Source organism: uncultured Kluyvera sp., from assembly GCF_902485085.1.
GTDB classification, from domain to species: Bacteria; Pseudomonadota; Gammaproteobacteria; order Enterobacterales; family Enterobacteriaceae; genus Kluyvera; species Kluyvera ascorbata.
The window spans coordinates 190,632-203,364 of record NZ_CABTJS010000004.1 but is presented as its reverse complement, the minus strand read 5'-3'; the positions used below and the strand labels follow the sequence as shown (position 1 = coordinate 203,364).

General features: G+C 53.8%; 10 protein-coding genes. 5 read left to right on the top strand and 5 right to left on the bottom strand.

Annotated features, from left to right (window positions below; genetic code table 11):
* From fdnG to fdnI, 3 genes are all read left to right on the top strand, one after another.
* Nucleotides 1–2,508, top strand: a 2,508-nt coding sequence (gene fdnG, locus RDN66_RS01345; protein WP_308537470.1) for a formate dehydrogenase-N subunit alpha, incomplete at its 5' end; no start/stop codon positions are given.
* Between the two features lie 11 nt (nucleotides 2,509–2,519).
* The gene (gene fdxH / locus RDN66_RS01340) at nucleotides 2,520–3,407 is read left to right on the top strand and encodes a formate dehydrogenase subunit beta (RefSeq protein WP_035896968.1); all 888 of its coding nucleotides are present in this window, start codon (nucleotides 2,520–2,522) and stop codon (nucleotides 3,405–3,407) included.
* Nucleotides 3,400–4,056: a formate dehydrogenase-N subunit gamma gene (gene fdnI, locus RDN66_RS01335; RefSeq protein ID WP_035896970.1), complete on the top strand. Its 657-nt coding sequence runs from the start codon at nucleotides 3,400–3,402 to the stop codon at nucleotides 4,054–4,056. The genes fdxH and fdnI overlap by 8 nt, the downstream gene beginning before the upstream one ends.
* A gap of 85 nt (nucleotides 4,057–4,141) precedes the next feature.
* Here fdnI and RDN66_RS01330 read toward each other — a convergent pair whose 3' ends face one another.
* A complete protein-coding gene (locus RDN66_RS01330; protein ID WP_202218030.1) occupies nucleotides 4,142–4,465 on the bottom strand; it encodes a CcdB family protein in 324 nt (107 codons plus the stop codon).
* A complete protein-coding gene (locus RDN66_RS01325) occupies nucleotides 4,465–4,785 on the bottom strand; it encodes a hypothetical protein (RefSeq protein ID WP_202218031.1) in 321 nt (106 codons plus the stop codon). The genes RDN66_RS01330 and RDN66_RS01325 overlap by 1 nt, the downstream gene beginning before the upstream one ends.
* A 126-nt stretch (nucleotides 4,786–4,911) precedes the next feature.
* On the opposite strand from RDN66_RS01325, the gene araJ reads away from it, so the two are divergent.
* Nucleotides 4,912–6,078 (top strand): MFS transporter AraJ, encoded by a 1,167-nt coding sequence (araJ, locus tag RDN66_RS01320; RefSeq protein WP_248538886.1) that lies wholly within the window; start codon nucleotides 4,912–4,914, stop codon nucleotides 6,076–6,078.
* A 35-nt stretch (nucleotides 6,079–6,113) separates the two neighbouring features.
* On the opposite strand, the gene adhP is transcribed toward araJ, so the two are convergent.
* From adhP to RDN66_RS01305, 3 genes are all read right to left on the bottom strand, one after another.
* Nucleotides 6,114–7,124, bottom strand: coding sequence for an alcohol dehydrogenase AdhP (adhP, locus tag RDN66_RS01315; protein ID WP_308537469.1), 1,011 nt, complete (start codon nucleotides 7,122–7,124; stop codon nucleotides 6,114–6,116).
* A 296-nt stretch (nucleotides 7,125–7,420) separates the two neighbouring features.
* Nucleotides 7,421–9,133, bottom strand: a complete 1,713-nt coding sequence (locus RDN66_RS01310; RefSeq protein WP_202218033.1) for an ABC-F family ATP-binding cassette domain-containing protein — start codon at nucleotides 9,131–9,133, stop codon at nucleotides 7,421–7,423.
* A 413-nt stretch (nucleotides 9,134–9,546) separates the two neighbouring features.
* The gene (locus tag RDN66_RS01305; RefSeq protein ID WP_035896108.1) at nucleotides 9,547–11,241 is read right to left on the bottom strand and encodes an NAD-dependent malic enzyme; all 1,695 of its coding nucleotides are present in this window, start codon (nucleotides 11,239–11,241) and stop codon (nucleotides 9,547–9,549) included.
* Between the two features lie 297 nt (nucleotides 11,242–11,538).
* On the opposite strand from RDN66_RS01305, the gene RDN66_RS01300 reads away from it, so the two are divergent.
* Nucleotides 11,539–12,585 (top strand): NAD(P)-dependent alcohol dehydrogenase, encoded by a 1,047-nt coding sequence (locus RDN66_RS01300; protein ID WP_202218034.1) that lies wholly within the window; start codon nucleotides 11,539–11,541, stop codon nucleotides 12,583–12,585.
* Nucleotides 12,586–12,733: the final 148 nt, after the last annotated feature.

Sequence of the window (12,733 nt, the reverse complement as noted above, 5' to 3'; positions counted from 1 at the left end):
GTGCGCTCGCTCGGCATGCTGGCGGTAGACAACCAGGCGCGCGTCTGACACGGACCAACGGTAGCAAGTCTTGCTCCAACATTTGGTCGCGGTGCGATGACCAACCACTGGGTTGATATTAAAAATGCTAACGTCGTGATGGTGATGGGCGGTAACGCCGCAGAAGCCCATCCAGTGGGATTCCGCTGGGCGATGGAAGCGAAGAACAACAACGATGCGACGCTTATCGTCGTCGACCCGCGCTTTACGCGTACGGCGTCGGTGGCCGATATCTATGCGCCAATTCGTTCCGGTACCGACATTACCTTCCTGTCGGGCGTACTGCTGTATCTTATCGAAAACAATAAGATCAACGCCGAATACGTTAAGCATTACACCAACGCCAGCCTGCTGGTGCGGGATGACTTTGCCTTCGAAGACGGCCTGTTCAGCGGCTACGATGCCGAGAAGCGCCAGTACGACAAATCGTCCTGGAATTATCAGTACGATGAAAACGGCTATGCCAAACGCGATGAAACGCTGACCCATCCGCGCTGCGTGTGGAACCTGCTGAAGCAGCACGTTTCCCGTTATACGCCGGACGTGGTGGAAAACATCTGCGGGACGCCGAAAGCGGACTTCCTGAAAGTGTGCGACGTGCTGGCTTCAACCAGTGCGGCAGACCGTACGACAACCTTCCTGTATGCACTGGGTTGGACGCAGCACACCGTTGGGGCGCAGAACATTCGCACCATGGCGATGATTCAGCTGCTACTCGGAAATATGGGGATGGCAGGCGGCGGCGTGAACGCCTTGCGCGGTCACTCAAACATTCAGGGCTTAACCGATTTAGGTCTGCTGTCGACGAGCCTGACCGGTTACCTGACGCTGCCGTCAGACAAACAGGCGGATCTGCAAACCTACCTGGCCGCCAATACGCCAAAAGCGCTGCTGCCGGATCAGGTGAACTACTGGAGCAACTATCCGAAGTTCTTCGTCAGTCTGATGAAGGCGTTTTACGGCGATGCGGCGACGAAAGATAACGACTGGGGCTTTAACTGGCTGCCGAAATGGGATCAGGCCTACGACGTTATCAAATACTTCAACATGATGGATAACGGCAAAGTCACCGGCTATATCTGCCAGGGCTTTAACCCGGTTGCGTCGTTCCCGGACAAAAACAAGGTAGTACGCAGCTTAAGCAAGCTGAAGTACATGGTGGTTATCGACCCGTTAGTGACCGAAACCTCGACCTTCTGGCAGAACCACGGCGAGTCTAACGACGTTGACCCATCAACGATTCAGACTGAAGTGTTCCGCCTGCCGTCGACCTGCTTTGCCGAAGAAGATGGCTCTATTGCCAACTCCGGCCGCTGGCTGCAGTGGCACTGGAAAGGTCAGGACGCTCCGGGTGAAGCGCGTAACGACGGCGAGATTCTGGCCGGTATTTATCACCGTCTGCGCGGGATGTATCGCAACGAAGGTGGTAAAGGCGTTGAACCGCTGCTGAAAATGGGCTGGAACTACAAACAGCCGGAGAGCCCTGAGTCTGAAGAAGTCGCGAAAGAGAACAACGGCTACGCGCTGGCCGACCTGTATGACGCCAACGGCGTGCTGGTGGCGAAAAAAGGTCAGCTGCTTAATAGCTTTGCGCTGCTGCGCGATGACGGTACTACGGCTTCCTCCTGCTGGATCTACACCGGTAGCTGGACCGAAAAAGGTAACCAGATGGCCAACCGCGATAACGCCGACCCGTCAGGGCTGGGTAATACGCTGGGTTGGGCATGGGCATGGCCGCTGAACCGTCGCGTGCTGTATAACCGTGCCTCGGCGGACGTTAACGGCAAACCGTGGGATCCGAAACGGATGCTGATCCAGTGGGATGGTACTAAATGGGCCGGTAACGACATTCCGGACTTTAATACCGCGCCGCCGGGTAGCAAAACCAATCCGTTTATCATGCAGCAGGAAGGCCTGGGCCGCCTGTTTGCGCTCGATAAGCTGGCAGAAGGGCCGTTCCCGGAACACTACGAGCCGATGGAAACGCCGCTGGGGACTAACCCATTGCACCCGAACGTCATTTCGAGCCCGGTGGTTCGTCTGTACGAAGAAGATGCCGTACGTCTTGGGAAGAAAGATAAGTTCCCATACGTCGGCACCACCTATCGTCTGACCGAGCATTTCCATACCTGGACTAAACATGCGCGTCTGAACGCTATTGCGCAGCCGGAACAGTTTGTGGAAATAAGTGAAGGACTGGCAAAAGCCAAAGGCATTGCCAACGGCGATCGCGTTACCGTCAGCAGCAAGCGTGGCTTTATTCGCGCGGTGGCGGTGGTGACGCGTCGTCTGCAAACCCTGAACGTGAACGGGCAGCAGGTCGAAACCGTCGGTATTCCGTTGCACTGGGGCTTTGAGGGCGTGGCGCGTAAAGGCTATATCGCCAATACCCTGACGCCGAACGTCGGCGATTCCAACTCGCAGACGCCGGAGTATAAGGCGTTTCTGGTTAACATCGAGAAAGCGTAAGGAGCGTTTAAATGGCGATGGAAACACAAGACATTATTAAACGCTCTGCAACTAACCCGATTACGCCCGCGCCTCGTGCGCGGGACTATAAGGATGAAGTTGCCAAGCTGATTGATGTCTCCTCCTGCGTGGGCTGTAAAGCCTGCCAGGTGGCCTGCTCCGAGTGGAACGATATTCGTGACGAAGTGGGGCATTGCGTCGGGGTTTACGATAACCCGGCGGACCTGAGCGCCAAGTCCTGGACGGTGATGCGTTTTAGCGAAACCGAACAGAACGGCAAGCTCGAGTGGCTGATTCGTAAAGACGGCTGTATGCATTGTGAAGATCCGGGCTGCCTGAAGGCATGCCCGTCCGCCGGGGCGATTATTCAGTACGCTAACGGGATCGTCGATTTCCAGCAGGAAAACTGTATCGGCTGCGGTTACTGCATCGCCGGGTGTCCGTTTAATATTCCGCGCCTCAATAAAGAGGATAACCGCGTTTATAAATGCACCCTGTGTGTGGATCGCGTGAGCGTGGGTCAGGAACCGGCCTGCGTGAAAACCTGTCCGACCGGTGCTATTCACTTCGGCACCAAGAAAGAGATGCTGGACGTGGCGCAGGAGCGTGTCGATAAGCTTAAGAAACGCGGCTACCCGCATGCCGGTATCTATAATCCGCAAGGCGTGGGCGGAACGCACGTGATGTATGTACTGCATCATGCGGATCAGCCAGAGCTGTATCACAAGCTGCCGAAGGATCCGGCCATTGATACCAGCATTAATCTGTGGAAAGGAGCGCTGAAACCGCTCTCCGCAGCGGGCTTTATCGCCACCTTTGCCGGGCTGATTTATCACTACATTGGTATTGGCCCGAACAAAGAAGTGGATGATGATGAAGAGGAGGATGGCCATGAGTAAGTCGAAAATGATTGTGCGCACGAAGTTTGTCGATCGCGCCTGTCACTGGACGGTGGCTATTTGCTTCTTCCTGGTGGCGGTATCGGGGATTTCGTTCTTCTTCCCGACGCTGCAATGGCTGACTGAAACCTTCGGTACGCCGCAGATGGGGCGTATTCTGCACCCGTTCTTCGGCGTATTGATCTTCGTGGTGCTGATGTTTATGTTTGCCCGCTTCGTGCATCACAACATTCCGGATAAGCAGGATATTCCGTGGGTGCTGGGGATTGTCGAAGTCCTGAAAGGTAACGAGCATAAGGTAGCGAAGGTCGGGAAATATAACGCCGGGCAGAAGATGATGTTCTGGACCATCATGAGCATGATTTTCGTGCTGCTGGTGACCGGGGTGATTATCTGGCGTCCTTACTTTGCGCCGTTCTTCCCGATTCAGGTGATTCGCTACGCGCTGCTGATTCACGCCGCTTCCGCTATCATTCTGATCCACGCGATCCTTATCCATATGTATATGGCGTTCTGGGTCAAAGGGTCGATTAAAGGGATGATTGAAGGAAAGGTGAGTCGCCGCTGGGCGCAGAAACACCATCCGCGCTGGTATCGTGAAGTGGAGCGAGTAGAGGCGAAGAAAGAGAGTTCGGAAGGGATGAAGTAGGGATTTTTTCCGGAAGTGAAGAGCGGTTTGATGCCCCTTGATGGGGAGCGTTGAGCCGCTCTTTTTGTTTGTGATCTCAATATACTCAAGTGTTGGTGACGAGAGCATCAATTGCCGATATCACGCTTGAACGAGCATGGCGTAAATTACAGACAAAATAGCGGTTGCTAAGCTTCCTTTTATCTATGCTGGTCATCGATGGCGTATTGATTACTACTGTCTGGAAGTCAATATTCACCAACGGCGTTGCCTGATGGTAATAACCGTTTAAATAAGCATTACTACTTAAAGGAAGTACCAGGCGTGTTGACAGATCGCCATAATAGTCATGTTGGATCACCATAATAAACGGATGAATAAGACGGGTCCTCTCCGATGGATTTCGATAAACATCAAACTGTTGGCACATTAAAGTACCTCGTAAAAAGGATCATCGGATAACAGCCCTGTCATTTGCGTAAACGCGTTCATTCTGTTGATAAATTCACGATCTTCGTTAGCGTTGTTGAGTTGACCGATATCTCCAGGCGAGGTGTTACTCACTGAGCCGTTTGGAATGGTTTTTTTCGGCATTTCCTTAACCGTGTTGTTTGATTTCATTATGACCTCCTTGTAAAGAATAGGACGATTATCCGCCGTTCTCGCTAAAACACAATTAGCCTGATTCAGCCTTTGCGCGCCGCCTTCCAGAAAATATTCTTCTGTTGCATTACGCACTAATATCGGCATCGTATATGAATCATTCACACTGTATATATGGATAAACCCGTTACCGCACCTTTTTGTCTGGTCTGCTCCCTATGAATGGTCAATAATGCCCCTCTGCAAACTCAACAGAAACAAGTGATTAGAGGGATGAAAAAGACAATTTTTGCGCTGGCGCTGGGCACGTTTGGCCTGGGGATGGCAGAGTTTGGCATTATGGGCGTGCTGCCGGAACTGGCGCGTGATGTGGGGATCTCGATCCCGGCGGCAGGCAATATGATCTCCTGGTATGCCTTCGGCGTGGTGATCGGTGCGCCGATTATTGCGCTGTTTTCCACGCGCTTCTCCCTGAAGTCAATCATGCTGCTGCTGGCGGCGCTCTGTGTGCTGGGTAACGTTATTTTTACCGTGTCATCGAGCTACACAATGCTGGCTATTGGGCGACTGGTGTCGGGCTTTCCGCACGGGGCGTTCTTTGGCGTGGGGGCCATTATTCTGTCGAAGATTGCGCCGCGGGGCAGGGTGACGGCGGCGGTAGCGGGGATGATCGCCGGGATGACGGTGGCAAATCTGGTTGGCGTACCCGCGGGGACGTGGCTGGGTCATCAGTTCAGCTGGCGCTATACCTTCCTGGCGATTGCGCTGTTTGACGTGGTGGTGCTGGTGGCGATTATTGCCTGGGTGCCAACGCTGTTTGATAAATCCGACGCGCGCCTACGAGAGCAGTTCCACTTTCTGAAAAGTCCTGCACCGTGGCTAATCTTTGCGGCGACTATGTTTGGTAACGCAGGCGTGTTCGCATGGTTCAGCTATATCAAGCCGTTTATGATGAACGTCTCAGGTTTCCCCGAAGGTGCAATCATGTTCATTATGATGCTGGTGGGGCTGGGCATGGTGCTGGGTAACATTCTCAGCGGCAAGCTTTCCGGACGCTACAGTCCGCTGCGCATTGCGGCAACAACCGATTTCGTTATCGTGGTCGCGCTACTGCTGATCTTCGCGCTAGGTGGTTTTAAAATCGCGTCGCTGGTGCTGGCGTTTATCTGCTGTGCGGGGCTATTTGCGCTTTCCGCACCGTTGCAGATTTTGCTGCTGCAGAACGCGAAGGGCGGTGAAATGCTAGGGGCGGCGGGTGGTCAGATTGCTTTTAACCTTGGTAGCGCGATAGGTGCGTTCTTCGGGGGGCTGATGATCACGTTGAATTTCGGCTGGAGTTCAGTGGCACTGCCGGCGGCGGCGCTGTCGTTCCTGGCGATGTCGTCTTTGCTGCTTTATGCGCGTTACCAACAACGGCAACAGAAGCTGGTGGCGGCCTGAGAGTAGCCTCTCCTGTGAGGGAGAGGCTCAGGGCATTAATGGCGAAGATCGATAACCATACGGCCACGGATCTGGCCCAATTCCATCTCTTTGAAGATAGCGTTGATGTCGTTTAACGGACGCAGCGCCACTTTCGGCACCACTTTCCCTTCAGCAGCAAACTGGAAGGCCTCGGTCAGATCCTGACGGGTACCGACCAGCGAACCGACCACTTCAATACCGTCCAGCACCAGACGCGGAATATCGAGGCTCATCGCTTCCGGCGGCAGGCCAACGGCCACCACGCGGCCACCGGCACGTACGGCGTCAACCGCAGAGTTAAAGGCAGCTTTCGCGACGGCGGTAACGACCGCAGCGTGCGCGCCGCCGGTCAGTTCCTGCACCTGCTTCGCGGCATCTTCACTGCGTGAATTGATGATAAGGTCCGCGCCCATCTCTTTAGCCAGCTTCAACTGCTCATCGTTCACATCGAGGGCAATCACTTTCGCATTAAAGACGTTTTTCGCGTATTGCAGCGCCAGGTTGCCCAGACCACCCAGGCCGTAAATGGCAATCCACTGGCCCGGTTTGATTTTCGAGATTTTGACCGCTTTGTAGGTGGTGACGCCAGCACAGGTGATGCTGCTCGCCGCGGCGGAATCAAGGCCATCCGGAACCTTGACCGAATAGTCAGCGGTGACGATGCACTCTTCAGCCATCCCGCCATCGACGGTATAGCCTGCGTTTTTCACCGAACGACACAGCGTTTCGTTGCCGCTATTACAATATTCACAATGGCCACAACCTTCGAAGAACCAGGCAACGCTAGCACGGTCGCCTACTTTAAGAGAGGAGACGCCAGGACCGATTGCTTTGACGATCCCAATACCTTCATGGCCGAGGATAACCCCAGTCTTATCACCAAAATCACCGTTTTTCACGTGCAGGTCGGTGTGACAGACTCCACAGCATTCCATCGCTAACAGGGCTTCACCGTGCTGCAGTGGGCGCAGCGTTTTTTCAGTGACGTTTACCTGATGGTCATGTGTGACAACAACAGCCTTCATATCCTACTCCTGGTTAATATGTATTTGATAATAATACTCATTAATGATTAGTGATAATGACGAAAATTGCAAGCCGAAGGGTGGGAAGAATCTAGTGGTTTTTCATATTGATAGCACTGAGCGTTAACAACTTTGTCATCAAGCGGTCATCATTTGTTCATCAGTAAACTACGACGATATCAAGAACGTGAGCGACAGTAAAACGTAGCCCGGACGAGACGGAACGTCGACTCCGGGATTATCAGTGGGTCGGGAGAAAACCCGGCGTCGCTGTGCTCGGCCGGGCTACGGGTAGGTTAAACTAACTGATTATTGATGGTTGCAATCTCCTCACGCCAGCGCTGCTGCAACTGCGGCTTCTGATGTTTTGGCTTACGCGCAAGGTCTTCGGCTAACCGCCACTCAAGCTCAATTAAGCGCTCTAGCAGGTCATCAGCTTCGGTTGTGACGTTCCCTTCTGTGACGGTGACGGAGCGCGGTGCGTCCGGGCAAGCACGGTGGCGAAGTTGCTCGTACACCGCGTCAGCGTCCGGCCATTCGCTCAAGCCATTCTCGTCAATCAACCAGAAACGGTTACAACTATTGCTGATAAGCTGACGGTCGTGGCTGACCAACAGCACGCCGCCGGGATACTCACAAAGCGTTTGTGCAAGCGCCGCTTTACCGTCGATATCCAGGTGGTTCGTGGGTTCATCAAGCAACAGCAGACTGTATCGGGCAAGCGATAATCCGACGAACAGCAGGCGAGAACGCTCACCGCCGCTTAAAGTACTGACCTTTTGCCCGTGCCGCGCCCAGCCAAAACCCGCTGAAATCAGCGCGCGTTTTCGGGTTTCTGCATACGGTTCAAATGCTTCAAGTGCGTCCAGCAGGCTATCTTCGTCGGCTAACTGGTGCAGCGTCTGATCGTAATAACCTGCTTTCAGGCGCGGATGAAGCTTCAGCCCGGCATCGGCCGACGACTGCTGCATCTGCCGCCACAGTAGGCGCAACAGCGAGGACTTACCGCCGCCGTTACGTCCCATAATGGCAACGCGATCGCCGCTTTGTAGCCGCGCAATATCAGTCGTAAACAGCGCCGGTAGGTCTGGTGCAGGTGGCACGGACAGATTGTCCATTTCCAGCAGACGGTCTGCCCGCAGCGCATCGCCGTGGAGCGCGAGCGTCCATGGTGTGCCGGCGGTGAGTTCCGTTTGGCTCTCCTTCAATCGCGTAACCTGTTTTTCCATCTGCTTGGCTTTACGCGAGAGATCTTCGTTGTCATACACCCGTCCCCAGGTGGCCAGCCGTTTGGCACTGGCGGTGACGCGGTCGATCTCTTTTTGTTCCGCCTTATGACGCAGCGCATCGCTCTCATCCTGCTCTTCCAGCGCCTGACGGGCTTTGGTACAGGGGAGTGAAAACGCGTGCAGGGTTTTATCACGCAAAATCCAGCTGGTATTAGTGACGGCATCCAGTAGCGGATTATCGTGTGAAACCAGTACGAAGCTGCCGCTCCAGCTATTCAGGAAGTTCTCCAGCCACAGCAGCGTTGGCAGGTCGAGGTGGTTGCCCGGTTCATCCAGCAGCAGCAGATCCGGTTGCAGGATGAGCGCTCGAGCCAACAGCAACCGCGTGTGCTGGCCGCCGCTCAGCGTTGCCGCCGGGTTATCTATCTCTGCGGGGGAGAACCCCATTTCCGTTAACAAACGCTCGGCTTGCCAGCGTTGGCTTTCACGAGCCAATTCCGGCAGCTGTGCCAGTACGGCCTGGATCAGCGTGCGGTCGAATAGTTCAGCGGGAAGATGTTGTTCTACGCGAGCCATCAGACAATGGTTAGCCAACGCGACGCGCCCGGAAGAGGGTATCAGCGTGCCGTCCAATACCTGTAGCAGGGTACTTTTGCCGCAGCCGTTATAGCCGATAAGGCCAATGCGATCGCCTTTTTTCAGGGTAAAAGAAAGGTCTGTAAAAAGAGGGCCGAAAGCCGTCTCAACATGAAGAGATTGTGCAGTTAATAATGTGCTCATTTGCTTACTCAAGAGTTACAGGCATGTGAATGCCTCGTCAAACATCGCTGACGATAACTAAGTAAGCCCGAGGGAAGGGTTTAGGGATTGGTGTCTTCGCTCAAGCAGAAGTTATCGCAGCATGAAACCGATAACGCTTGAGCTGGTGCGATCACCAAATGTATGTGAAACATTGAAAATTTCACAGTACAGCATAATTAACCTCCTTTTAATGTTGTCAGGTTGAAAGGTAATGGCAGTGTAGCGGCCATGTGAATATTAATCTAGTGAATATAATATTAGTTACAACATACATTATATGGGCTGTAAAATAATCAGCATTGACTATCGTGCCAGTTTTCTTTTGTTCTACAGGAGAGCGAGGAATGAACCCGGCGGCGCTGCGCTTGGCCGGGCTACAATTTTGCTACGAGTTAGATGGAGGTACGACGGTAGCTGCGGTATTCCGGCAGCCAGAAGTTCTCATCAATCGCTTCTTGCAGGGCATCAGCGGAAGTATTGGTTGCGACACCTTGTTGCTGGGCCATTTTACCGACCGCGAACGCGATAGCGCGGGAGACTTTATGAATGTCTTTCAGCTCTGGCAGCACCAGACCTTCGCCATTGTTCGCGAGCGGAGAGTGTTTGGCCAACGTTTCACTTGCGGACATCAGCATCTCGTCAGTAATACGCGACGCGCCGGAGGCAATCACCCCCAGACCAATTCCCGGGAAGATATAGGAGTTGTTGCACTGAGCGATAGGATAGACGGTATCTTTCCAGGTGACCGGCGCGAACGGGCTACCGGTGGCAACCAGCGCCTGACCGTCGGTCCAACTGATGATGTCCTGCGGCGTGGCTTCAACGCGTGAAGTTGGGTTCGACAGCGGCATCACAATCGGACGTGGGCAGTGCTTGTGCATCTCACGAATAATTTCTTCCGTGAATAGCCCGGTCTGGCCGGAAACGCCGATCAAAATGTTTGGCTTCACGTTGCGCACCACGTCGAGCAGGGAAATCTCGTCGTTATCGTGCTGCCAACCCTGAATTTTTTCCTGTTTCTGCGCCAGTTTGCTCTGGAATGGAAGCAGGTTAGGCATCTGGTCGGTCAGCAGGCCAAAGCGGTCAACCATAAATACGCGGCTACGCGCCTGTTCCTCACTCAACCCTTCGCGCTGCATCTGAGCGATAATCTGCTCGGCGATACCGCAGCCCGCAGAGCCTGCGCCCAGGAAGACCACTTTCTGCTCATTAAGCTGGCTGCCCGCCGCGCGGCTTGCCGCAATCAGCGTACCGGCAGTAACCGCCGCGGTGCCCTGGATGTCATCGTTAAAGCAGCAGATCTCATCGCGGTAGCGGTTGAGCAGCGGCATCGCGTTTTTCTGCGCGAAGTCTTCAAACTGCAGCAGCACGTTTGGCCAGCGGTGTTTCACGGCCTGGATGAAATCATCGACAAACTGATAGTACTCGTCGTCGCTGATACGCGGGTTACGACAGCCCATGTAAAGCGGGTCGTTCAGCAACTGCTGGTTATTGGTACCCACATCCAGTACTACCGGCAGCGTATAGGCCGGGCTGATGCCGCCACAGGCGGTGTACAGGGAAAGCTTACCGATAGGAATACCCATGCCGCCGATGCCCTGGTCGCCCAGGCCGAGAATACGCTCACCGTCGGTCACCACAATCACTTTGATATTGTGGTTTGGTACGTTCTGCAGAATATCGTCCATATTGTGACGATTCTGATAGGAGATAAAGACACCGCGGGCGCGGCGGTAAATCTCAGAGAAACGTTCGCAAGCAGCACCCACGGTTGGGGTGTAGATAACCGGCATCATCTCATCAAGATGATTTTCTACCAGGCGATAGAACAGCGTTTCGTTGGTGTCCTGGATATTGCGCAGGTAGATATGCTTGTCGATTTCAGTTTTAAAACCCTGGTACTGGATCCAGGCACGTTCGGCCTGCTCCTCAATGCTCTCAACCACTTCAGGCAGCAGCCCGAGCAGGTTGAAGTTGCTGCGTTCTTCCATACTGAACGCGCTGCCTTTATTCAGCAGGGGAAATTCCAACAGAACCGGCCCCGCATAGGGGATATAAAGGGAACGATTTTTATTGCCTGGTAACATCTTACGTAACTCCGTTGTCTTTCAATCCAGCCATCTTTGCCGGGCCGGTAGAAACTGCAGCGCGCAAGATTATAGAGCAACGATTAACACGATGCTGACAAATTGGGCGTAAGAGCACAAAAAAACGCACGATTGCTTATAACATCGCCAATTAACCCTTTGTGCGATGGTGAAGGCGGGGATGTATTCATGAACTAAGCTCATGACGGTATTGCAACAGTGGGCATAGTTTCAGTGAACAATGTGCTGTAGGTTGTACCCTGGCTGAAAATGAAACACGTAATGCGAGGTAACGTCATGAAAGTGTTAGGTTATGCTGCTACAAACCCATCGACACCGCTAGCGCCATTCACCTTTGAGCGCCGCGAACCGCGCCCGGATGACGTGGTTATCGATATTCTCTACTGCGGCGTATGCCATTCGGACCTGCACCAGGCGCGCAACGACTGGGGATTCAGTACCTATCCGATTGTTCCCGGGCATGAAATTGTCGGTCGCGTACGTACCGTTGGAAAGAGTGTGACCAAGTTTAAACAGGGCGATCTGGCCGCGATTGGCTGCATGGTTGACTCTTGTCGCGTTTGCCAGCCGTGCCAGCACGGGCTTGAGCAGTACTGTGAAGAGGGTAACGTTCAGACTTACAACGGTCAGGATCGTCACGACCATTCCACCACCTATGGCGGCTATTCTCAGACGATTGTTGCCAGCCAGGATTTTGTGCTGCACGTCCCGGAAAATATGGATTTAAAAGGTGCCGCGCCGCTGCTGTGCGCCGGTATCACCACCTGGTCGCCGCTGCGTCACTGGAAGGTGGGTGCCAACAGTAAAGTGGCGGTAGTAGGGTTAGGTGGGTTAGGGCACATGGCCATCAAACTGGCCAGCGCGCTGGGCGCGGAAGTCACGCTGTTTACCCGTTCTCCTGGTAAAGAGACGGATGCCCGCCGCCTTGGTGCCCATCACGTCGTGGTGTCTACTGACCCGGCCCAGATGGCGAAAGTGCAAAATCAGTTCGATCTGATTATTGATACCGTACCGTACGTTCACGAGGTCAATCCCTATCTGCCAACCCTGACGCTCGACGGCACGCTGGTCTTTGTTGGCCTGCTGGGCGATATGCCGGAGTCGAGCACGCTGCCGCTATTGCTGGGTCGCCGTTCTATTGCCGGTTCCTGTATTGGCGGGATTGCCGAAACGCAGGAAATGCTCGATTTTTGCGGTAAACATGGCATCACTGCCGATATAGAACTGATTGATATTCATAACATTAACGATGCGTTTGAACGTATGCTCAAAAGCGATGTGAAGTACCGTTTTGTTATCGATATGGCGACATTGAGCGCATAACTTTTGTCAGGCTTAAGGCTTCCCCGGCTGAGCGCAGCGACGCCGGGAAACACATCAATATAAAAGGTCGGGGACATAATCGTGACACTGTAACTAATTAAGGCGTTATGGTCGGCCGGATTAGTCTTTGCCGCACATCCTGCAATGT

Bases quoted from the DNA above. Each gene is read 5' to 3' on its own strand.
- RDN66_RS01325 (WP_202218031.1), bottom strand. From the start codon at position 4,785: ATGCCGATATTAGTGCGTAATGCAACAGAAGAATATTTTCTGGAAGGC.
- RDN66_RS01330 (WP_202218030.1), bottom strand. From the start codon at position 4,465: ATGTGCCAACAGTTTGATGTTTATCGAAATCCATCGGAGAGGACCCGT.
- adhP (WP_308537469.1), bottom strand. From the start codon at position 7,124: ATGAAGGCTGTTGTTGTCACACATGACCATCAGGTAAACGTCACTGAA.
- RDN66_RS01300 (WP_202218034.1), top strand. From the start codon at position 11,539: ATGAAAGTGTTAGGTTATGCTGCTACAAACCCATCGACACCGCTAGCG.
- fdxH (WP_035896968.1), top strand. From the start codon at position 2,520: ATGGCGATGGAAACACAAGACATTATTAAACGCTCTGCAACTAACCCG.
- fdnI (WP_035896970.1), top strand. From the start codon at position 3,400: ATGAGTAAGTCGAAAATGATTGTGCGCACGAAGTTTGTCGATCGCGCC.
- RDN66_RS01305 (WP_035896108.1), bottom strand. From the start codon at position 11,241: ATGTTACCAGGCAATAAAAATCGTTCCCTTTATATCCCCTATGCGGGG.
- araJ (WP_248538886.1), top strand. From the start codon at position 4,912: ATGAAAAAGACAATTTTTGCGCTGGCGCTGGGCACGTTTGGCCTGGGG.
- RDN66_RS01310 (WP_202218033.1), bottom strand. From the start codon at position 9,133: ATGAGCACATTATTAACTGCACAATCTCTTCATGTTGAGACGGCTTTC.